Source organism: Methylosinus sp. C49, from assembly GCF_009936375.1.
Lineage (GTDB): Bacteria > Pseudomonadota > Alphaproteobacteria > Rhizobiales > Beijerinckiaceae > Methylosinus.
Genome location: NZ_AP022334.1, coordinates 117,238 through 138,437, shown reverse-complemented (window position 1 = coordinate 138,437; position 21,200 = coordinate 117,238). Strand labels below are relative to the sequence as shown.

At 60.6% G+C, this 21,200-nt stretch carries 23 protein-coding genes and 3 pseudogenes; 14 read left to right on the top strand and 12 right to left on the bottom strand.

All coding sequences use genetic code 11. From position 1 onward, the window contains the following. The first annotated feature begins 55 nt into the window (after positions 1–55). The 7 genes and pseudogenes from GYH34_RS20145 (at position 56) to GYH34_RS20115 (ending at position 5,710) form a co-directional block, all read left to right on the top strand. Positions 56–1,540 (top strand): ribonucleotide reductase N-terminal alpha domain-containing protein, encoded by a 1,485-nt coding sequence (locus tag GYH34_RS20145; RefSeq protein ID WP_244635419.1) that lies wholly within the window; start codon positions 56–58, stop codon positions 1,538–1,540. A 39-nt stretch (positions 1,541–1,579) separates the two neighbouring features. Continuing rightward, positions 1,580–1,912, top strand: a complete 333-nt coding sequence (locus tag GYH34_RS20140) for a hypothetical protein (RefSeq protein ID WP_161915379.1) — start codon at positions 1,580–1,582, stop codon at positions 1,910–1,912. Between the two features lie 8 nt (positions 1,913–1,920). Then, complete coding sequence (locus GYH34_RS20135) at positions 1,921–2,517, top strand: hypothetical protein (RefSeq protein ID WP_161915378.1); 597 nt, start codon at positions 1,921–1,923, stop codon at positions 2,515–2,517. Further along, positions 2,514–2,753: a hypothetical protein gene (locus tag GYH34_RS20130; RefSeq protein ID WP_161915377.1), complete on the top strand. Its 240-nt coding sequence runs from the start codon at positions 2,514–2,516 to the stop codon at positions 2,751–2,753. Before GYH34_RS20135 ends, GYH34_RS20130 begins: the two co-directional genes overlap by 4 nt. A 147-nt stretch (positions 2,754–2,900) precedes the next feature. Beyond that, on the top strand, positions 2,901–3,758 hold the full coding sequence (locus GYH34_RS20125; protein WP_161915376.1) for an alpha/beta fold hydrolase: 858 nt from the start codon (positions 2,901–2,903) through the stop codon (positions 3,756–3,758). A gap of 744 nt (positions 3,759–4,502) precedes the next feature. Then, positions 4,503–4,883 (top strand): annotated as a pseudogene (locus GYH34_RS20120) (3'-5' exonuclease); the annotation flags it as partial. Positions 4,884–5,086: 203 nt separating this feature from the next. Next, positions 5,087–5,710 carry a hypothetical protein gene (locus GYH34_RS20115; RefSeq protein WP_161915375.1) on the top strand — a complete coding sequence of 208 codons (624 nt, stop codon included), beginning with the start codon at positions 5,087–5,089 and terminating at the stop codon, positions 5,708–5,710. A 29-nt stretch (positions 5,711–5,739) separates the two neighbouring features. Here the strand turns inward: GYH34_RS20115 and GYH34_RS20110 are convergent, their stop codons facing one another. Continuing rightward, the gene (locus tag GYH34_RS20110) at positions 5,740–6,093 is read right to left on the bottom strand and encodes a helix-turn-helix transcriptional regulator (protein ID WP_161915374.1); all 354 of its coding nucleotides are present in this window, start codon (positions 6,091–6,093) and stop codon (positions 5,740–5,742) included. Positions 6,094–6,271: 178 nt separating this feature from the next. Between GYH34_RS20110 and GYH34_RS20105 the strand changes: the two genes are divergently transcribed. Then, a complete protein-coding gene (locus tag GYH34_RS20105) occupies positions 6,272–6,523 on the top strand; it encodes a hypothetical protein (protein WP_244635417.1) in 252 nt (83 codons plus the stop codon). A gap of 395 nt (positions 6,524–6,918) precedes the next feature. Further along, a complete protein-coding gene (locus GYH34_RS20100; protein ID WP_161915372.1) occupies positions 6,919–7,263 on the top strand; it encodes a hypothetical protein in 345 nt (114 codons plus the stop codon). 76 nt (positions 7,264–7,339) lie between these two features. Here GYH34_RS20100 and GYH34_RS20095 read toward each other — a convergent pair whose 3' ends face one another. Genes GYH34_RS20095 through GYH34_RS20080 form a run of 4 tightly spaced genes read right to left on the bottom strand, consistent with a single transcriptional unit; the run spans position 7,340 to position 9,235 of the window. Further along, complete coding sequence (locus GYH34_RS20095) at positions 7,340–7,513, bottom strand: hypothetical protein (protein WP_161915371.1); 174 nt, start codon at positions 7,511–7,513, stop codon at positions 7,340–7,342. Between the two features lie 8 nt (positions 7,514–7,521). Then, positions 7,522–8,571 (bottom strand): cytochrome P450, encoded by a 1,050-nt coding sequence (locus GYH34_RS20090; protein WP_161915370.1) that lies wholly within the window; start codon positions 8,569–8,571, stop codon positions 7,522–7,524. After that, positions 8,523–8,762: an IS66 family insertion sequence element accessory protein TnpB gene (tnpB, locus tag GYH34_RS20085; RefSeq protein ID WP_161915369.1), complete on the bottom strand. Its 240-nt coding sequence runs from the start codon at positions 8,760–8,762 to the stop codon at positions 8,523–8,525. The genes GYH34_RS20090 and tnpB overlap by 49 nt, the downstream gene beginning before the upstream one ends. After that, positions 8,762–9,235, bottom strand: a complete 474-nt coding sequence (locus tag GYH34_RS20080; RefSeq protein ID WP_161915368.1) for a transposase — start codon at positions 9,233–9,235, stop codon at positions 8,762–8,764. Before GYH34_RS20080 ends, tnpB begins: the two co-directional genes overlap by 1 nt. A gap of 141 nt (positions 9,236–9,376) precedes the next feature. Between GYH34_RS20080 and GYH34_RS20075 the strand changes: the two genes are divergently transcribed. Continuing rightward, positions 9,377–10,705, top strand: coding sequence for an HlyD family efflux transporter periplasmic adaptor subunit (locus GYH34_RS20075; RefSeq protein WP_161915367.1), 1,329 nt, complete (start codon positions 9,377–9,379; stop codon positions 10,703–10,705). Positions 10,706–10,715: 10 nt separating this feature from the next. Here the strand turns inward: GYH34_RS20075 and GYH34_RS20070 are convergent, their stop codons facing one another. Beyond that, positions 10,716–12,140: a TolC family protein gene (locus tag GYH34_RS20070; protein WP_161915366.1), complete on the bottom strand. Its 1,425-nt coding sequence runs from the start codon at positions 12,138–12,140 to the stop codon at positions 10,716–10,718. A 16-nt stretch (positions 12,141–12,156) separates the two neighbouring features. On the opposite strand from GYH34_RS20070, the gene GYH34_RS20065 reads away from it, so the two are divergent. Next, positions 12,157–12,867, top strand: coding sequence for an ABC transporter ATP-binding protein (locus GYH34_RS20065; RefSeq protein WP_348983929.1), 711 nt, complete (start codon positions 12,157–12,159; stop codon positions 12,865–12,867). 10 nt (positions 12,868–12,877) lie between these two features. Next, entirely contained in the window at positions 12,878–14,059 is a 1,182-nt protein-coding gene (locus GYH34_RS20060) for an ABC transporter permease (protein WP_161915364.1), read from the top strand. A gap of 69 nt (positions 14,060–14,128) precedes the next feature. Here GYH34_RS20060 and GYH34_RS20055 read toward each other — a convergent pair whose 3' ends face one another. From GYH34_RS20055 to GYH34_RS20030, 6 genes and pseudogenes are all read right to left on the bottom strand, one after another. After that, the gene (locus GYH34_RS20055; protein ID WP_161915363.1) at positions 14,129–14,719 is read right to left on the bottom strand and encodes a hypothetical protein; all 591 of its coding nucleotides are present in this window, start codon (positions 14,717–14,719) and stop codon (positions 14,129–14,131) included. 786 nt (positions 14,720–15,505) lie between these two features. Further along, a pseudogene (locus GYH34_RS20050) lies at positions 15,506–15,934 on the bottom strand (ATP-dependent RecD-like DNA helicase); the annotation flags it as partial. Next, positions 15,924–16,277, bottom strand: coding sequence for a WGR domain-containing protein (locus tag GYH34_RS20045; RefSeq protein ID WP_244635436.1), 354 nt, complete (start codon positions 16,275–16,277; stop codon positions 15,924–15,926). The pseudogene GYH34_RS20050 and the gene GYH34_RS20045, both read right to left, overlap by 11 nt. Before the next feature lie 305 nt (positions 16,278–16,582). Further along, positions 16,583–17,620, bottom strand: coding sequence for an IS110 family transposase (locus GYH34_RS20040; RefSeq protein WP_161915362.1), 1,038 nt, complete (start codon positions 17,618–17,620; stop codon positions 16,583–16,585). 364 nt (positions 17,621–17,984) lie between these two features. Next, a pseudogene (locus tag GYH34_RS20035) lies at positions 17,985–18,089 on the bottom strand (sigma factor-like helix-turn-helix DNA-binding protein); the annotation flags it as partial. Between the two features lie 222 nt (positions 18,090–18,311). After that, the gene (locus GYH34_RS20030; protein ID WP_161915361.1) at positions 18,312–18,797 is read right to left on the bottom strand and encodes a MucR family transcriptional regulator; all 486 of its coding nucleotides are present in this window, start codon (positions 18,795–18,797) and stop codon (positions 18,312–18,314) included. 355 nt (positions 18,798–19,152) lie between these two features. On the opposite strand from GYH34_RS20030, the gene GYH34_RS20025 reads away from it, so the two are divergent. Continuing rightward, the gene (locus GYH34_RS20025) at positions 19,153–20,130 is read left to right on the top strand and encodes a zincin-like metallopeptidase domain-containing protein (protein ID WP_161915360.1); all 978 of its coding nucleotides are present in this window, start codon (positions 19,153–19,155) and stop codon (positions 20,128–20,130) included. After that, a complete protein-coding gene (locus GYH34_RS20020) occupies positions 20,127–21,188 on the top strand; it encodes a phosphoadenosine phosphosulfate reductase family protein (protein WP_161915359.1) in 1,062 nt (353 codons plus the stop codon). The genes GYH34_RS20025 and GYH34_RS20020 overlap by 4 nt, the downstream gene beginning before the upstream one ends. Positions 21,189–21,200: the final 12 nt, after the last annotated feature.

Sequence of the window (21,200 nt, the reverse complement as noted above, 5' to 3'; positions counted from 1 at the left end):
AGGCGGCCTTCGGGGTTTTATCGGAGAAAACCATTCACTGCTCGAGGACCAAATCATGAATATGATATCTGCAACCCCGTCGCGCTCGATAGGCGCGACGCTGCCCGCGATCTCGCAACAGATTTGGGACGAAAAATATCGGCTGAAGGCGCCCACCGGAGAGCCGATCGACCTGACCGTCGAAGACAGCTGGCGCCGTGTCGCCCGCGCCCTCGCAATGGCCGAATCCGATTCCGCGCAATGGGAGGAAACCTTCTATTCGGCTCTGGAGGATTTCAAATTCCTGCCGGGTGGACGCATCCTCGCCGGGGCAGGGGTCTCGCGCCGCGTGACCCTCTTCAACTGCTTCGTCATGGGAACAATCGAGGACGATCTCGACGCCATCTTCTCGCATCTTCGTGAGGCCGCGCTCACCATGCAGCACGGCGGCGGCATCGGCTATGACTTTTCGACACTCCGCCCGAAGGGCGCGCTCGTCAAAGGGGTAGGGGCCGACGCCTCCGGTCCCTTGTCCTTCATGGATGTGTGGAATTCCATGTGCGGCACGATCATGTCGGCCGGCACGCGGCGCGGCGCCATGATGGCGACGATGCGCTGCGATCATCCCGACATCGAGGCCTTCGTCGCCGCGAAGGCCGACAAGACTCGCCTGCGCAATTTCAATCTCTCCGTCCTCGTCACCGACGCTTTCATGGCGGCGGTCGACGCAGACAGGGACTGGCCACTCGTGTTCGGCGGCGAGGTGTATCGCACGATCTGGGCTCGCGACCTCTGGGACCAGATCATGCGGGCCAATTACAATTATGCCGATCCTGGCGTCATTTTCATCGACCGCATCAACGCCCGCAACAATCTCTATTATTGCGAGACGATCGCGGCGACCAATCCTTGCGGCGAGCAGCCTCTGCCGCCCTACGGCGCCTGCCTCCTCGGCTCGATCAATCTCGCCAAGCTCGTGCGCGACCCCTTCACGGAGCGCGCGCACCTCGACGAGGACAGCCTCGCACGCCTCGCCGCAGTCGCCGTGCGCATGCTGGACAATACGATCGACGTGTCGGAATTCGCGCTCCCCGAACAGAGGGAGGAAGCGCTGGCCAAGCGGCGCATCGGCCTCGGCGTCACCGGCGTCGCCGACGCCCTTGCCATGTGCCGGCTGACCTATGGGACGCCGGAGGCCGCCGCGATGGCTGCCGCCTGGGTCGTCGCCCTGACGCGCATGATCAGCGCGGTGTTCCGCCGCGGCGGCGACGTCGCATTCGTCGCGGAAGAGTTGAAGGCGGTGTTCGACCCGCGCGGCGGACATTGGAGCGAAGGGCGCTATGTCCCATCCCTCGTCGCCGCTTTCGGCTCCATCATCGAGCGACACATGATCGACATCGGCTTCCTTGCTCCGTCTGAAGCGATCGTGGCGCACGCTTCCGCCGAACATTTGCTGGCGCGCACGCTCGGCCCGCTCTGCCCGAAATGCAGCCAGCCGGGCCTCATCAAGAAAGACGGCTGCCTGACCTGCCGCCACTGCGGCTGGTCGAAATGTTCTTGAACCTCCCTTCGAGCCGCCGAATTTTCAGGAGATACATACATGGTCGACTTGATCCTCCGCCCTTCCTCGCTCAGCGTCGATCCCCGAATCCGTTGGGCCTTGCAACTTCGGTATCACGACAGCTGCGGCGAGACCGAGTACGCGACGCTCTGCCGCCTGAGCGACGCAACCGCAGGGGAGATCGTGCGTGCGGGAGAGGCCTATTGGCTCTTCGGCGATCCGACGACGCGCGTCGATTGGAACACCGAGCTCGATCGGCTCGAACCGGAGGAAATGAGCCGTGACGAGATGCGGCTCGAAATCATCAGATTGCGGCGCCTCGTCGCGGCTCGCTCCGATCCAGCCGCCGGATCTGATCTCGGCGCAAATTGAGAACGGCGATGGAAATCCTCCCCGCCGTTCCTGATCGAACGCTCAACGCCCATCTGTGGGTTCGACATCCCCACGATTGGTACGTCGAGGAGAGCTGGGTCGATCATCGCTTCTTCGAAGAGGAGGGCTTCGAAGGTTCAATCTGTGATCCGGCCTGTGGCCTCGGACGCATCGTCGAAGCTGCGAGAGCCGCAGGCTACAATAACGTCTGGGGCGAGGACCTTGTTTCTCGATCCATGTTCTGTGATCGCGCCGTCGACTTCTTATCCGAGGAAGCCGGAAGGCAGGCGCCGGACAACATCTGTTGCAATCCGCCATTTCGAAAGTCGCGGGAGTTCGTCATTCGGGCGCGCGAGATCGCGAGACGCAAGGTCGCGATGATCCTGCCCGTCTCCTGGATCTCGGGCGACCGCCGCTCCAGATGGCTGGAGAGAAAATTTCCGCGGCGCGTGCTGATCATCACGCCGCGCCCATCGATGCCGCCCGGTCCAGTCATTCTCGCGGGCCTGAAAGCGCGCGGAGGTCGAACGGATTTCGCGTGGTATATTTGGGAAAGGAACTATGGCGGTGAACCATCGTTCGGATGGCTGAGGCGAATGCCATGATCGACTCCGGCGGGAAGAAGCGACATTCTCTCACCGCGCATCTCGCGACGATCCGCGTCGTCCAGCAGCTCCTGCGAACGGCGGGTCCCAGAAAGTGCGGCGGAGTCCGTCAATCGGAATTCGACGCATTGCTCGTAGAGCTGGACGAGCTACATGATCTCGTGACCTGGCTAGAGTTACATCGAAGCGAATTCGTCGAGTGGCGCGCCGGACGAAAACACCGCAACGACGAATAGACGGCGACATCCTGTTGGAGCGCCGCGACTAGGGGCGCTGAGCTTTTTCCTATTTTCACTTTCCTGTATCAAAGGCACGTTGGCGCCGAGATACCGGTTGGATTCTCGGCTCCTCGGTCATTCATTCGATAAGAGGGTGGCAGACAGATGAGATTTTTGCGCCCAGTTGCTTACGCCGCACTTGGCGCGCTCGCGCTTTTTCCGATCGCGCTCGTCGGTCTCGTGCATGCGCTGACTGCCCCCGCGCCGGCGACCGTAAAGGCGCCGGAGGATCTGCCCGTGACGCGCTTCACGCTCACCCCGAGCGGCGGCGTGAATGTCCAAGGCTGGTTCGTGGCGGGCGCGCCCGAACGCGGCGGCGTGCTGCTCTTGCATGGCGTGCGCGCCAACCGGCTCGCGATGATCGCCCGAATGCGCTTTTTGAACGCCGCTGGCTATTCCGTCGCCGCGATCGACTTTCGCGCGCATGGCGAGAGCACGGGCGACAAAATCACTTTCGGTCGAGACGAGAGCGCCGACGCAGCCGCGGCGCTCTCCTATATGCGAGAAAAATTGCCGGGTCGTAAGATCGCCGTGATCGGGCAGTCGCTCGGCGGCGCCGCGGCGCTGCTGGGACAGGGGCCGATCACGGCCGACGCCTTCGTGCTCGAATCCGTCTATCCTGATATCGACCGCGCCATCGACGACCGTTTGACGGCGCCTCTCGGTCCGCTCGGCCATCTCGTGACGCCGGCGCTGCTCGTCGTCGGGCGGACAATGACAGGGCTGGACCCGGAGTTCCTGCGTCCGATCGACCGGATCGAAAAGATCCGCGCGCCGGTGTTCGTCATTTCGGGCGTCCGCGATCCCAATACCCATATCGACGAAGCGCGCGAGCTTTTCGCCCGCGCTCCGAAGCCGAAGGCCTTCTGGGCCGTGGAAGGGGTCGGCCACGAGGACATTTATTTCCGCACCAACGCCGAATATCGCGAGAGGATCCTGAGCTTTTTCGGCGAGCATCTGTGAATTGCATTTGTCGGAGCTGCGTCGAGGCCCATGTGCTCGTCGAGTTGGCGACAAAGGCGCCGCAGGGCGGCTCGATCGGCGAGGCTCTAGGTTCCATAATCGAGATTATGCGTTTGCACGTATCATGTTGAACTTATACACTATTCATGTTGCTTTAGCGATTGATCGCCAAGGCGACGGGCAGGCTCGTCGAGTGGCGAGCGTAGCATAGGTCCCCGAGAAGCGGCCGTTTCCGCCGGCGGTTTAGGGTTCACGGCGACACTCGGCTGTTTCGCCGATCTTCGCTACGCGAGAGGCCGACGATTTCCAGGAGGGGCTCGGCGGCGGGCGACGCCTCGATGATGCGATAATCGACGCCGCACGCCGAAGAGATCCCGCCCCACCACGACGCTCCAGGCGCGGCGGCGCGTTCCTTCTGGGTTTTTGTCCCTGCAGCACGACCGCGATCTCGTCCGTCACCGCCACGCCAGTCTCCACTCGCCTCCATCCGCTTCGCATTCGCGTACGAGTGAATCAGGAATGGGAATCCGGAGCAAAGGGAGAGGAAGACATGCCTACCGCTAGCGCCGTCCGCGCCGACAAGGGTGCGTCGCTGCGCTCCCGCGCGTTTCGCGCGCCCTTGCAGCGCGGCCGCCTCGCGGTCGGCCGAAAGCGTTTTGGGAGAGGAAAAGGAGGAAGCGACTCCGACCTTCCCATCGATCCGAAGGGAGCGGCGAGCATGAGAGACGCCCCTGCGAGGACGAAACCGACCGCGTGCGCCCGATGACGCTGCACAAGGCGAAGGGTCCCGAGTTCCCGCATGTTTTCCTGGCCGCCTGGGAGGCCGGCGTGTTTCCCTCGGATTGCGGCGACGCCGATGAAGAGCGCCGGCTGACCTTTGTCGCGCTGACGCGCGGCATGCGGCGCGTGAGCATTTCCTACTGCGGCTTTCGACGCGGCTTCGGAGCGCCGTCTCTATTCATCGATGACATTCCCGACGCCCATTGCGTCAAAGGAAGCTTCCACGCAGCCGACCAGCGGCGCGATGCCGCACGCGGTCCGGTCGATCGGCGACGGCTTCCGAACCATTTGCGCAAGGCCCTGAGCAAAGCTGCGAAGAAGCAAGGAGGAAACGAAGCGCATTGAAGACGTCTGCGCCGCCCGCGCGCCCGTCGCCGCAGCTCGGACCGGTCTGCGGCGCAACGCTATGGATTTCTGCGTTCTCGAGTATGCGTTGCTAAAACCGGGGACCTTCTCCCGGCTACAATCGCACGAGCAGCGGCCGGACGGGATGGTGGAACATCCCCGCCCGGCCTGACCACCACCCACGCTTTACAGGAGCCTGGATCATGGCTGATTTTGAACATAGCACGACTCCGCCCGCCATCAGCTGGCGCGCCATCCTGCGGGGGACCGGCGCCTTGCCGTCCGGGAAGAGGACAGACGGGGCGCCGTCCGACCCCGCGCTGCAGCTCTGGCGGAACTGGCAAGCCAATCACACTCAGGTCGTCGCGCTGACGCGCCAGTGGCAACGCATCGAAAAGAAGCTCATTCACACGGTCGGCATCCCCGAGGTTGCGATCCGCCTTTCGGGCGAGGCGGAGCCGAAAATCGCTCAATCTGTCGATGAGATCGAGGAACTGATCGCGAACGAGCCGACGATCGAGAAAGAAGCGCTGATCGCCGCGTTCGACGAGCAGCAAAAGCGCTGGAACGAGGCGGCGGCGGCGCTCGGCTTCGACGCAGTGGACGTCGAACTCCGCGCCGCTCTCGGTAAGGAGCGTGATTTTGTGGCGGCGGTCCCGAACACAAAGGCCGCCAGCCTGCCGGGCGTCGCGGCCAAACTCGCCATCCTCATTCAGCTCGGCGAGCCGAGTCCGACAGATGCGGAGTTTCCCTGGCCGGAGCTGCGCTCGGCCCTGGCCGATATCGCGCGGCTGGCGTCGCCGGAAGCGACAGTTTTGCCGACGTGATCCTCGTGCTCGGGTCCATGGCCGCTCGGCTATGGACCCGGCTTTTTTCGAGTCGCCCGCCTTTGCACGGGCTCCTCGCTTTTCCGAGAGGGCTTTGCGCCTTTCTTGGCCTGCGCCTTCGTGCTCGCGCTTTCCGCCGATGTCGTCGACGACGATTTCGTCTCCGCGCTTTCGTTCCCCGGCCTCAGAAGCTCGAGCGCCGGGATTCCGAGCGCGTCGGCGAGGCGGCCGACGACGTCGACCGTCGCCGCATAGACGCAGCGTTCGATCGAGCTGATATAGGTGCGGTCGAGCTCTGCCCGATGGCCGAGCTCCTCCTGCGACAGGCGTTGCGCCCGTCGATATTTCCTCAGATTGCGCGCCAGCGTCTCTCGCATTTCCATGACGAGAACCAGCCAGCTTGAAGAGTATTTATCTACGGAGTATACTCTACAAACGGTAGCCGCTGGTTCGAGGACGCGAATCGCCGGCGCGGCAGAGGGGGCGAGTCCGTAAACGACCGAGAGTCCGAATATGCGTGAGAAGCATCTGGGTCACGCCGTCTCTTTGGCGACGATTTTGTTGAGCACGCGCGAGCAGTTCGCTCGAGCGCTGCGTGACGCAGCGATGGCGAGCATCAGAGCGAGATCGAGAGGCGCAGGTTTCGACCAGCCGATGATTTCCCGCTACTTCCTCGAATCGCACGTCGACGACGCTCTCTATCTGATCGGCAGAGACGGTCTCGACGCGCTCGAGAGCAATGTCCGCTTCGCGGTCGACGAAATGATACGAGAGGCATTGGAAAACGTGAGAATGCGGCGAACGGACAATTAGTCGATCGCGTTCTCGGTACGCTGGCTACGGCGTACGCATTGCGTTTGCGCCATGTCCGACTCCTCACCGTCACGTCGCGGCATATAGGCGCCGACGTTTCCTCGACAGCAGCACGGTGTCGATCGCATTTCATAAGAATCTGTTTCAGGAGCACCCGTCGTGGAAAGACGAATAACTCTCACTGACATAGACCGCCCTGGAGAGGCGCTCGAAGTCGACATCATTGCTGTCGACGAGACGTCTTTGACGCTGGCGGTGCCGAACACATCCGTCCAATTTCGATTATTTCGCCACAGCCGCCAAGCTCTCTACCAAGGATCTTTGGGTGGCCGGAGCTTCTGCTTTGTTCCTCATGCTGTCGAGGCTGGAAAGACCGCCGCGAAGGCGAGAAAATAATGCATCCGGCGAAGGATGCGTCGCGTGCTCGATCCGTCAATGTCAAAGTTGATTGCGGTGCAATCATTGCCTATTTTCCCGATGACGCCATCGTTGGATGGCTATCATGGCATCGCAATCCAGTCGCCGTCTGGACATCGGGCCAAGATGGAGGCCAGGACGCCTATCGTGCGTTGCCGAGATGCGTATATTGGGAGCATGCCCGGATGAAGGTCGGGGCCACGCTCTATTACGTGGCCTCGATTGTGGTCGAGGCGGACGATGCAATGGCGCGGATGTCGACTGGCCGTCACTTCTATTCCTCGGAGCCGCGCCGCTGCTATGCGCGATGCTATTGCGGATGAAAAGGTGGGTAAGCCTCCCACAGTTTCAGAATCGCTTTCTCATGCCCCCTTTTATCGGCACGCGATCCTTTCTTCGTCATGCTGCGTTCGTTCGTTCGGCGGTCGGGAGACCGCGCGGGCGCACTCGCATCCCGATGCTCGGCGGCACCAGAGTGATCACCGGCTTCGGCGGCGGCGCGGGGATCTGCGTTGTGACCGTCGCCTCGAGCGCCGCGGCGAACTCCAGCGCCAGGAGTTGAAGCTCGAGCATCGCGACGCTCAATCCGACGCATGTCGAAAGTCTCCGGTCGGACCCTGCCACGGCGAAATCACGAGCGACGTTCCCTGCCGAAGCCGGACCCCGCCCACTTCGTGCTCACATTTGGTCTCCCGGGACATGTAATAGGTCGAAGAATAGAGGCGGACGACCTCTTGAACGAACGCCTTGCTGACGGGCGCGCGCCGGATCGATGAGGCGGTCAGCTCGCCGGTGTCCGTGACGACCTTCCTCGCCTCCTCGGCGAGCCGCGAGGCGATCGCCAAGTCGATGGCGATGTGATAGAGCGTCCATGCCGTCGCGATGCCGCTGGTGTGATGACCGGCGAGCAGCATGAGCAGGATTTCGTCTCGCATCGTTTCGTCGTCGAGGCCGATTCTCTCATAGGTCCGGATGAGGCTGGCGTCCGATGCCCGACGCCGCGTCTTCTCGACGATCTCGGCCATCGTCGCGCGTGCGGCGGCCAGCTTGCGCTTCTTCCGAACGTAGTTCCAGGGCAAATCAGGAAGCACTTGAAAGACTTTCGCGGCGAGGTCGTCCTCGGCGAGCGCGACGGCTTCTGTCATGGCGCGTTCATCGTCCGATGTGAGAACGCCCTTGCCGAAGACGAGGGAGGCGATGATGCGCAGCGCCAGGGTGGCGGTCGCCTTGTGCGCCTCGAATTCACCGGCGCGGACCATTTCCGCGATCCATTCCGTTATCACGCTGCACATGATCGGAACGTAGGGGCCGCCCACACCCTGAGCGAATTCGCGGTGGACCGCCTCACGCCGCTGGCGGTGTTCCGGCCCGTTGATCGTGAGCATGCTACGGCCGATGACCTCGCGCAGCTTCCAAATCAGCTTTCCCTTGTCGAGGACCGCCTCGTCGGTGTTGAGCACGGCTTTGGCCGTTGTCGGGTCTGCAACGAGATAGACCGGATCGACGCCGACTTTGAGCTCTACGAGCGACGCCGTTGCGTTTGCGCCCTTCTCGCCAGAGAACGGAATCAAGATGCTTGAGGTCAGCTGAAGGAGATGCAGTATGAAACTAGGTAGTTGGCGAAAAGACACAGGCCCGACCCGTCCCAGGTCAATATCTTCACGTAGTCGCCGCGCTTGCTGCGGAACACGAAGGCCGAGCCGGAATAAGGATCGTTGTGCAGAACCTGCGCCACATCAGCGGCGAGTCCATCGAAGCCGCGCCGCGTGTCCACCGGCTTCAGCGCCAGATAGACCTTAACGCCGGGTGCACACTGAACCATCAAAGATCACCCAGCGCAGACGACACGTGGCGCAGAGCTTCCGTGTCCACGTCTGCATCGAGCGACAAGCGCGCACCGTTCGGCAGGCTGACTTCCATGGCGCCGCAACGCGTGCTCTTGCGGCTCGCCCGTGCCGGCGTGGCGGCAATCTTCGCGACCGGCGCCGACGACGGCGCCAGAGCAGGACTCATCGGGCGTAGTTTCAACTCCAGCAACTCGACGGGAACGAAGGTCTGCACGGCCAGTTCCGGCGACATTCTCGCCGCCGCCGTCTCCTTCGGCGGCCCGCGTCGGCGATCCAGCCAGCCTTCCCGCGAACGCCGCACCCATTTGAAAATCAGATTGGCGTTCAATCCATGTCGCCGCGCGACCGCAGCGACAGCCGCCCCAGGCGCCAACGCCTCCGCGACAAGCCGTTGCCGTTCCTCGAGGCTCCACGTGCGCCGTGCGCCGCCATCCTTCGCCGGCGACATTTGGTGTCCACCTGTTCAATGGCGGACACCTAACCCACTCCAGATGCGTTTCGGTAGGCGGTCGTTAGATCACGCTTACATCCAAAATGGCTTGGAGGGATCGATGGCGAAGGCGTAACATGATGCGAGACAATCTTCGGAATGCAGCTCGATTATGTCAAAACGGGTGATCTGTTACGTGAGGAGTTTATGAACCTGTTGTATAATAGGAAATATATGCGACATCTACCTATTGCCATGGCCGCGCCGCTGGTAATTGCCTTGTGCTACGATCACACTTTCTTCGAAAGAAAGACAGAGGCTCTGGCGTCTTTCTCTCACGAGGAAACATTTGTCGTTCATCAATCTCGCCTGACCACGAGGTTGGCGGTCGCGGGATCGATCCATGCAGGGAAGTTGATCGCCATTATCGCTCCGGTCGAGGGCGTAATCGCAAGGCAAGCCGCGGTGGTCGGCGATTATGTCGTGGCCGGCTCCACCTTGGTGGAATTGGATGTATCGGAGGCAGAGGCGAGACTGCGCGACGCCGAGGCGGCGGTTCTCAAAGCCGCTGTCGCCGCGAATTCGTTGGAAAATTGGCAAAGCAGCCCAGACGTGGTGCGCGCCAAGCGGAGCGTGGAAATAGGCGAAGACCAATTGGCGAGCTTAGAGCGTCAGGTTTCCGATAGCAAAAAGCTTTTTGACAAAGGGATTGTGCCGCGAAACGATTACGAAAGTTTGGCGCAACAGCGTAATCAACAGAAGGGGACATTGGAAGGATTGAAGCAAGACCTGGAGACGACGCTCAGTCGTGGCAGTGAGAAGTTTCGGCGCGTTGCGACGCTCGAATTGGAAAACGCGCGCGAAAGATACAGCAGACTTCAGGCGCAGATTGCCGCAAAAGTCGTCAAAGCGCCGGGAGACGGAATTCTCGTCCGGCCGCCGGCGCAGTCGCAATCCCAAAACGGAAATGTCACGCCGATCGAGGTCGGGGCTCGCGTCAGCCAGGGACAGCCGCTCTTTTCGATAGCGGACACGACAACCCTGGTGGCGACTGGAAAGGTCGACGAGCTCGACGTAAACGCGCTTCGTCTGGGCGCGGACGTTGAAATTACCGGAGAAGCGTTTCCGGGCAGCCCGATCCATGGGCGTATCAGCGGGATTAGCGCCGAGGCCGCGACGGATCCGAACGGGAGGGCCCCGAATTTTGAAATTCGGGTCACTTTCGTCGCTGACGATGAACGCCGACAAGCAGCGATCAAATTGGGCATGTCGGCGAAAATGATGATCGAGGTTCGAGATGACAACGTGGCGATACTGGTTCCTCTGGCCGCCATAAACCGCGATCACGGGTCTGCGTTCGTCTTGGTGCGTGACACGGGCACTGATCAGTTGCGCCGCCAGGAGGTGGCGTTGGGGGCGACAACGACCAGCTATGTGGAGGTGTTGTCCGGCGTCAAACCCGACGACGTGATCGTTTGGCAAAAATAGACCGCGTATTTCAGTTCCCCGTGACTTTTATCTTCCAGGTGTCGCACGTCGTTCCGAGAGCCAAGTCCAAAGAAGTCAGGCTATTGAGATAAGAAATCTCAGCGGTGAGCGTTTGAGTTTGGGCGTTTCGATAGTTCATCTCAAGGGATTGGACTTGAAACACAGTGGATTTCCCGGCCGCCAGTTTCTGCTTTTCGATATCGACAGCGCTCAAAGCCAAGTCTTTCGCCTTTCTTGCGACATCGAGCTGCCGCCAGCCGAGCTGGACCGCCGCAATGGTTGTTCGGACTTGCTGCTCGATTCCTTGATGGATGACCTCGAGTTGCAACTCCGCGCTTTTCAAACCAGTCGAAGCATGAACGGCGGTTTGTTCCGGGTGCAAGTCGTTCAGGGGGCCGGAAAGCCGAAGGCCGATGGACCGGTCCTGCACCTTCGTGCCGTTGTCTACTCCTGTCGTTGCGCTTCCGAAGAGCGACAGATCCCACAGACGCTGGTTCTCCGCGACAACGACGCCCAATCGCGACATTTCCACGGTGTTGCTTTGTATGAGATAGTCCTGCCGCCGTGCGAAGGCGATGGAGAGCAGCTTGTCCACTGAGAAATTAGGAGCTGGAGCTTCAAGTCGCTCTTTGAGATGGATCCTCATTTGAAGATTCAAATTGAGAAGGGTGAGCAAGGCCAACTCGGCCGTCCGCACTTGCTGCTGCGCTTGCAATATGGCGAGGCGTTGATTGGCGAGATCGGCCTCATTCTGAACCAGATCGAGCCGAGCCATGCGGCCGGCCGCGACCATTGCTTTGTTGTTGTCCAGCAGCGTCGCCGCACGTTTTTCCGCCTCCTCCGCCAAGCCGAGGGCCTTGCCAGCCTGCATCACGGATCTGTAGGCTATGGCGACATTCGCGATCGTTTGAGAGACGGTGGCCTGTAGATTCAGGATATTATTCTGTTCCGTCAGCCGAGCCGTGCGTACCGGCGCCATGTTCACGTCGATCCCAGCGCCCTTGAGCAGAGGCTGGTTGAAGGAAAATTGTCCGACAGAGGTCCGCGTTCTCTGGCCTGGACTCTTGGTCAGCTCGCCGTTCCATGTAAAATCGAAGGTCGTGCCCAAAGGCGTCAAAGCCGTGACTTCTGGCGCAGCGCTCAGGGAATCCTTCGGCGTGCCCGCCGTTCGTTGACGGAGAGCCTGAGCATTTATTGAAACGTGAGGCGTGAACACATCTTCAGCGACGCGCAAATCGAACTGCTGTGCAACCCGATCGATGTAGGCGCTGCGAATGCTGGTGTTGTTCCGTAAGGCAATGAACACGGCGTCTGAGAGCGATATAGACAGCTCTCCAGCTTCCTTGCGCGGCGCGTTGGCGGCCTCCGCTAAAAACGCCCATCCGCTATGCATAACCAGGCAGAGAATTGATAACGTCACGCGTCGTTGGAGCACGGCGGCCTCGTTTACTATGTGTCAGCGGCGTTCCGGATCGGGCGTCACGGAGCAACTTGAGATGTTGAGATTTGTCAATGTTTTTAAAAGTTACCAGACGGCGTTTGGAGAAACGCCTGTGCTCCACAATGTTAGCATGGCAGTCGAGCAGGGGGAATTTTGCGCTTTGACGGGACCATCCGGGTCAGGGAAGACGACAGTCATGAACCTCGCAGGCCTGCTGGACAGACCAGATGCTGGAACAATCGAGATTGGAGGCGCCGACACTTCGAATCTGGAAGATGGAGCCGCGGCTCGCCTGCGAAATCTCACAATTGGATTTGTGTTTCAGTCTTTCCATCTCTTGCCCCGCCTCTCGATCCTCGACAATGTCGCGCTTCCCCTGCTCTATCGAGGCGTTTCGCGCGCCGACAGCCGGCTCCAGGCGATGGTGGCGCTCGATCGCGTCGGACTGTCCAATCGCGTTCGCCATCGGCCCGATGAAATATCAGGCGGCCAGCGACAGCGCGTCGCGATCGCCCGTGCCATAGTGGGGCGCCCGTCGATTTTGCTCGCGGACGAGCCGACCGGGAATCTGGATTCTCGGACCGCAGATGAAATGCTTTCCCTTTTCTCCGACCTGAATCGAGAGTTGAATGTTACGACCGTGATCGTGACCCACGACTTAGGAATCGCGTCGCGTTGTGGACGGCAGATCGCAATGTTGGATGGGAAGATCGTTTTTTGAAGAAAGCTCCATGTTAATTGGCATTTTGTTCATTGAAGCCTTCACAAACCTGCTCGCGCTTCGCGTGAGGGCGGGGTTGGCGTTGCTCGGTATCATGATTGGAGTGGCCTCAGTGATCGCGATGGTTCATATCGGATCGACCGCGCGTTCCGAGGCTTTGAAGTCGTTTCAAGCTCTCGGTCCGGATTTGCTCGCGATAAGTCCGGCCTCAGATGGTCGCGGCATGACGATGCTGACGGTCGGCGATGCCGACGAGGTCCTCGGGCGAGAGTCGGGGCTCAAGGGGGCCGCTCCGTTCGCTCAAAAGGGCGAGGTGCTCCGCATCGGACGGCAGGCAATGGGCGTCACTTTGATCGTCGCCGATCAGCGTCTTTTCGAGTTGTTGCATATCGAACCAGTCGCGGGAAGAATTGTCATGGATCTCGACCGCCATGCAAATTTTGCGGTCGTCGGCGCAGGAATTGCGGACGATTTTTTGCGGATTCTGGGCCGCAAGCCGTCGGTTGGCGACGACCTGTTCGCAGCTGAGAATTATCTGACCGTCGTTGGCGAGTTGGGACCGCAACCGCCGTTTACCGTCTCCGGCCTGGACTTCAACCGGGCGATTATAATCTCGTTTGGGTTGGCCGATCGAATAGTCAGGCATGACCTCGACATAAACATCGCAGCGCGACGCCGTGCGGATGTTGACGACGCTCGGTGTCGGGAACTGCTCACGCATCATTTCTCCAGCAAGATCCATGGCGGTCCCGTGGTCGTTCGGTCCGCACAAGAACTCATCGAGCAAATCGACAGCCAGATTGCGATTTATCAGCGCGTACTCGTCGCAATTGGAGGAATTTCTCTGCTGGTTGGAGGCGTCGGCGTCATGAACGTCATGCTGATGAGCGTTTTGGAGCGTCGCCAGGAAATAGGCATCAGACGCGCCTTGGGCGCAAGCCGGAAAAACATCGTCGTGATGTTTCTCGCGGAGACGATGGCGTTGGCTCTCGTCGGGGCGCTCCTCGGGGGACTGTTCGGCACTGCCGCCGCCTATGGTTATGCCGCTTTTTCGGATTGGGACTTTGCGCCGTCTATCATCGCCTTGCCATTAGCTGTCGGCATGGCGTTGGCCGTAGGGCTCTTGGCGGGCTTATATCCAGCTAATAGCGCTGCGCGGCTCGATCCCATAGCAGCCCTGCGAACAGCGTGATTGAAAGCCGCCGCCAAAGACATAATTCTGGGAGCTGCCGCGCGACACCTATGCTACGCGCGAGCCGGCTCAGCTCTGTTCAGATGTGAGCATCTTTTCTGCTTGTTTGATAACGTCCGCATTAGGAACGTAGACATCGCTCTGACCTGAGGCTTTTGCGGCGGCATAACCTTTTAGGTAGGCTTCCAGATCATCCACCGTGACCTTGCGGCCATTTTGCAGGCTCGTATCGCCTTGAGGGCCACCGCTGTTTCTCAGATCAGAAAGGGTGTTGGCAAGATCAAATGCTGCTTTGCTTTGGCTTGGATTAGGATCCAAAAGATTTCCGTGGCTGTCGCTGTGGATACCTAATTGATTGCCATCACTATCATAATAGCCGCCATTTTTAATGGTAACGCCAGTTGTGCGTTGGATCAGATCTATATCCGAAGAAGTAAGGAATGAAAGCGTGTTGACGACGCCGCCAGCGGCTAACACGGCCTCTAATGTAGCGCGGGGGCTTCCAAAATAGCCAGATCGTAGCTGCTGCGGCGTTGCCGTGCTATTTGACGAAACAGTTGCAAATGCATCCTGGCCCCCATTTCCAGATGAGTTAGTGCTCTTCGCGGAAGCGCGCTGTTGGAAAAATAGGTATTGATTATTTGAATTATATACCTGCATTGTATTCCATAGCTCCAATTTACGACGGAGCTATTTTACCGCCTCATTCTTGCTTGAGGCTGACGAAATGTCTAGCGGTTCGTCAGGGGGGAGGGGTGATCGTTTGTCAAAGTTATTGAACGACATGATTCTTGCGCTTGTGGCAAAGTCGGCCCGGGGGCCGACTTATCGAGCTTGTAGTGTTGTAACCCTAGCCTTTAGACCGGGGGAGCATCATTCATTGCGAGCAGACGCTCACCGAAAAGTTGCCAGAGCCACTAATCGCGGGGTTCAGCGCTCGCGTCGGATTGGATGCGTTCTGTACATAAACCGTGACCGTAGGGTTCCCTGTGATCCCGGCCCAAACGACGGTATCGGAGCCTGGTGCTTGCGAGCCGGAGACGATACCGCACGTGTTGTTGAGGCAGATTTTCAGCTGAAGCGTGGGAGTCCAGGGCGTGTAATTCGGCCACGACCAACTCACGTAATACACGGTGCCAGAAAGCGTTCCCGCAGTAGTTGTCGATCTTTGATACCAGTTGTTCGTTTGATAAATGAAGCCGCCCGGGGCGGTCGTGGTGTTGCAGACAGATGCGTTTGCAGAGGATGCTGCGACGAACGCGAATAATAGTATGGAAAGGGCAGCGGCGAGTCTCATTGCGGCGTGTCTCATTGGCGACTCCTGAAATAAATATGTCACTGTATTATTTCATAAAAATGATAAACTAAAAACAATACAGCAACAGCCCGCATATTGCAGAGGCTTCGCTGGGAGTCAATGCGTTGGCTGGGCGAATTAAGGGGCGTCGCGCGAAACTCCCCGATCCCGGACACTTCCGGCAGCCTTTCCGACGCTGTTTCGATGGCTTCGAAGGTCGCCACGCCGAAGGCCGCGACATTTCTCGCGGCGAGCTTGGGGCCGATGCCTCGGACCATGCCGGAGCCGAGATATTTTTCGATGCCTTTCGCCGTCGTCGGGGGAGTGGTCTTCAGAAAATCGGCTTTGAATTGAAGCCCGTGAGTGCGATCGGTGATCCAGGCGCCGACAGCGTGAATATATTCGCCGGCCGAGATCGAAGCGGCGCGGCCGACGACCGGCACGAGGTTGCGCTTGCCGCGCGCTTTGACCTTCAGGACGGCGAACCCGTTCTCCTCATTGTGAAAAGTCACACGTTCGACCGAGCCGACGAGCGTTTCCCGCGAAGCGGCGGCATCCGATGGCCGTTCAGGCTTCACGGCGAGGCCCCGCCGCTTCGAATTTCTGCGGTCCGCCCTTTCTGAGCGTCGCCAGCAGAGGCAGCGCAGCAGGCGACGCGTCGATGACGCGATACTCGACGCCGCAACGTCGAATGGCGCCTTTCCGGCGGCGCAGGCCATCGCGCACATAAGCGCGCGCCTCGTCCTCCGACGCGAATTCTCGCGCGAATGTCCGCCCCCGGCAGCCGATCCGGCCGAAGGACACGCGCACCATCCATTTTCCGAACAGATCGCGCCCCGCCTCGACGCGCCGGGCCCGGTGGCGGTTTGCCTCCGCATTGCGGCCCTGCAACAGGATCGCGATCTCGTCCATCGCCGCCATGCCGGCCCTCCACGCCCGCCCGCTTCGCATTCGCGCACAAGTGAACGTATGGCCCGCCCGCCTGCAAGGGTGGTTTTCATCTGGCTCTGGTCAGTCTGCTTCAACGTATCCGGTCTCGGACTTTTGACCCGGCCAAGATGGAGATCCGCGCAGCTCGATCTTCATAATCACGCCGGCCTTTTCGGCCGTTCAATTGTTCAGGTTTTCAAGCCACCGTTCGACTGTCAGGCCATCTTCTGTCACCTCACGCAGACCTATGTGACCCGAGCGCCCGCGATGAGCGCCACTCGGGCTATTCCTTTCCTTCAGGCGGTCATTCCTTCGAACTGGGGGTCGTATTTACGACCGTGCGCCAACACCGCCCATGCGATTCGGGCCAGCTTGTTCGCCAAGGCCACGATGACGACGTTCTTGTGCGCTCGTTCCAGAAGGCCGCGCGCCCACCGCCCCAGCGGCGTCTCACGCTCGACGAGGTAAGGCAATGCCGCACGGGCGCCATGGATCAGATTCTTGCGCAAATAGCGATTGCCGCGTTTGCTGATGCCAAGCAGGCGCGGCTTTCCGCCGGTCGTCATTTGCCGTGGAACCAGCCCCAGCCATGCCGCCATATCGCGTCCACGTTCGAATGCTTTTGCGTTGCCGACCGCCGCCACTAGCGCCGTGGCGTTGATCGTTCCGATCCCCGGAATCGAGATCAAGCGTTGCGCTGCCTCGTCGTCGCGCGCCATCTGAACGAACTCGGCGTCGAGCTTCGCGATCCTCTGGTCGAGTGAACGCCATTCCGCCCGCATGTCTTCGATCAGAATCCGGATGCGCGGGCTCAAAGAACCGACGTCACCCTCTTCATCGGCGAATGTCTCGAGCGCAGCTTCCAGCTTCCGCCGGCCTTGCGCAACCACGACGCCGCGCTCGAGGAGGAGCGCCCGCAGGTGATTGATCAGCGCCGTTCTTTCCGACACGAGGCGTTCGCGCGCCCGGTGCAATGCCTGAATATCGGATTGATCCTGGTTCTTCACCGGCACGAAACGCATCGTAGGCCGCGTGGCGGCTTCTGCGATCGCCTCGGCGTCGAGATCGTCGTTCTTCTGCGACTTCACGTAAGGACGGACATATTCCGACGACATCAGCCGCACCTCGTAGCCAAGCGCCTCGAAAATCCGCCCGAGATGATGGGCGCCGCAACAAGCTTCCATCGCAACAATGCAACGCCCGAGCCCGCTGACAAATTTTTCCAGCGAGTCGCGTCGCAGCCGTCGCCTCAGAACAACCCGCCCCGCGGCGTCCAAACCCGCGAGGCTGCAGGAGTTTTTGCCAAGATCGATGCCGACAATCACGATATCCATCGCTCCGCTCCTCTCTCTGTCGTGCCAACGACGATCTTACCCGATCGCCGCGAGAAGGGCGGGCCATCCCATAATCACGAATGGGCATCTCGAGCAAAGGAAGAGGGAAGATGGCTACCGCTAGCGCCGGCCACGCCGACAAGGGTTCGTCGCCGAGCTCCCGCGCGTTCCGCGCGCCCTTGCGGCGCGGCCGCCTCGCGGTCTGCCGACGGCGTTTTGGGAAAGGAAAAGGAGGGCATCCCGGCGGAAGCATATCACTATCAAGGCGATCGCGCGTTGGCGCATGACGCCCGTTGCAGAAAAAAGCGGGAAATTGATAGCCGGCGTGCCGTTATTTTGCACACATTACAATGATTTATAACGGATATTTGCGCACCGTATTGCGCGACAGCCCCGTGCGTCGCGCAATCTCTCGGATCGAGAACTCCTGCCGATATCGCCAGCGGCGGATGACGCTCAATAACTCCAAGTCGATCACTCCCAGGTCCCCCGCGACGGTCGAGGGGGAAAGGTTCGAACATGGGTCAGTTCTCGGTGGAAAAATCCGTGCTGCCTGGGTCAGCTCTCAGTGGAAATCAACACCTTGTTCGCACAGATCTGTGACCGGTTGCGCAGTCGCTACGCGAGGCCCCGCCGTGCGCCACTCGATCCGCTTCGAATGGCGCACATTGCGAGCCAGGCCCGTCGTCGCTCACGCTTTTTTCTTGGTCGCCCGTCCGCGCTTGGCGGGCCCGCTGGCGGTCGCCTTCGGGCTCGACGCTGCGTTTTTGCGATGTTGGCCGAGTCCGAGGGACTTCGCCATTTCCGATCGCTGCGCTGCATAATTGGGCGCGACCATGGGATAGTCCGCGGGCAGGCCCCATTTCGCCCGATACTCCTCCGGACTCATTCCGAGCAGCCTCAAATGGCGCCGCAGCGATCTGAAGCTCTTTCCATCTTCGAGACATATGATGAAATCGGGTGTGACGGACTTGCGGATCGAAACAGCCGGCTCTCGTTTCACCGCTGGCGTCGTCGGGTCGATCGACGCTTTGCCGAGGTTCTCCAGCGCACCGCGCACAGCGTGGATCAGCGAAGGCAGATCTCCGATCGGCAGGGAATTATTGGCGACGAAAGCGGCGACGACCTCGGCCGCGAGCGTGGTCGAGCGAGAGGGGTCTGCCTCGGAAGCCGTCATTCGAATTTTCCTCGAAGTTCATGACGAATAAGATTTCGGAACTATTGGCCGCTCTACGACACTGGCGCAAGCGCTTTCAGCAACTTATCCTCCAACGCGTGTCGAACGGATCGGTCGTCGCCACGCAGAGCGGAAGCGCCGCCTGACAGGCGGCGCATGAAGAAAATACCGAAACAGCCGACGGAAAAAGGAGACCGAACAGCGCAAAGCGTCGTTCCCGCATGCGCGTCCGCCGCCGCAAGGGTAAAGGCGCGCGCGCCCGTTCTCGCCGCGTGCGGCGAGGCCGCCCTTGCCCCGGCGGCCGTGATGCGGGGCGTGGGATTTCGTTCCGAAACCTGAAACGGAGACGAATCCCATGAATAACAACATCAAGAGAAATGGACGGGCGTCCACGCGTCGCGACCATTACCAAGACGTCACGGACCGCATCGTCGCTGCTCTCGAAGCAGGCACGGCTCCCTGGCGCAGGCCCTGGGATCCCGAAAAATCGGGCGGGCCACTCTCGCCGATCAACGCCGTCACGGGGCGCCGCTATCACGGGATCAACGATCTTCTGCTCGGCATGTCGCTATTTTCATTCGCGAGCGGCGATCCACGCTATTGCAGCTATAAGCAGGCGAAGGCCAGGGGCTGGCAGGTGCGCGCCGGTGAAAAGGGCACGACCGTCTTCTTCTATAAGCAGCTACGCGTCGAGGATCGTGACGCTCCCGCCGATGGCGAGGAGCACACGCGCAACATCCCTCTGCTTCGCGCCTACACGGTATTTAACGGCTCGCAGATCGACGGTATCCCTGAATTCGTGCCGCCGACGATCGAGGAAGCGCCGTGGCGCCGGTTCGACGGGGCCGACATCATTCTGCGCAACAGCGGCGCCGTGGTTCGCATTGGCGGCGACCAAGCCTTCTATAGTCCGTCGACCGACCACATTCAGCTACCGCCGGAACGCGCATTCCGATCTCCAGAGGCATACGCAGCTGTGCAAATGCACGAGCTTTGCCATTATTCTGGCGCGCCGAGTCGGCTGAACCGTGATCTCACAGGACGCTTCGGTTCGGCGAAATACGCATTCGAAGAACTCGTCGCGGACATAGCGAGCTGTCTCGTCAACACCGAGCTCGGTCTACCGACTGAAATCGAGAACCACGCGAGCTATATCTCGTTCTGGCTCGCGCGATTGAAGAGCGATAAGCGCGAAATCTTTCGCGCCGCCGCAGCGGCGCAGAAGGCCGCCGACTATTGCCTCGCCTTTCATCCGGACTTCGCCGGAAGCCAAAGCGACTCGGATGGGCACGACGCCGCTGAAAGCGACGCGCCCCTCGTCGAGGCCGCGTGATCGCCACGACGCGCACCATAACGACGAACCGCGCAGGCGGCGAGCATCCGCATGCTCGCTCTCGCCCCGAAACCTCCACGGCTCCCGATCTGAGGAGCTACGATCACATCCTTGTCGCCTTCTCGGGCGGCAAAGATTCGCTCGCTTGCCTGCTTCATATCATCGATGAAGGCGTTGATCCTGGTCGGATCGAGCTGCATCATCACGACGTCGACGGTCGCGGGCCGCCGACGTTCGATTGGCCGATCACCGCGGGCTATTGCCGTGCGATCGCCGCGGCCTTCGGCGTTCCGCTCTACTTCTCATGGCGCGACGGTGGTCTGCGTCGTGAGATGTTGCGTGACAATGAGCCCACCGCTTCCGTGATGTTCGAAACGCCCGAGGAAAGTATCGCGACATTTGGTGGCCGCGGCAATCCGGGCACGCGTCTGCGCTTCCCGCAGGTCACAGCCGATTTGCGGCTTCGATGGTGCAGCTCGGTCGCAAAGATCGACGTGATGCGAAGCATGATCTGCAATTCGCCCCGCTTCCTCGGCAAGCGCACGTTCGTCGTCACCGGCGAGCGCGCCGAGGAGAGCCCGGCGAGGGCGCGCTATGCGACTTTCGAGCCGCATCGCACCGATACGCGTTGCGGGACCCGCCGGCGTCGTCACGTCGATCATTGGCGTCCGATCCACGGCTTGGAGGAACGACAAGTCTGGGATTTGCTCCGGCGTCACGGCGTCGTTCCGCACGTCGCCTATCAGCTCGGCTTCGGCCGCGTCTCTTGTATGCATTGCATCTTCGCGTCGCCCGACCAGCTGGCGACGATCAGATGGATGGCGCCGGAACGCTTCGAGCTGGTCGCCGAATATGAACGGCGCTTCGGCTGCACCATCAAACGCGACGCTCCCATTCATGCCGTCGCCGATCGCGGCAGACCCTATCCGGCTGCGCTCGCTCGGCCTGACCTGGTCCAGCTCGCCCTCTCTGAGCACTGGGCTCCTACGATATGCACATCTCCCGAGCGCTGGCGCCTGCCCGCCGGCGCCTTCGGCGACGCCGCCGGTCCCGGCTGACGTCGGCAGTCC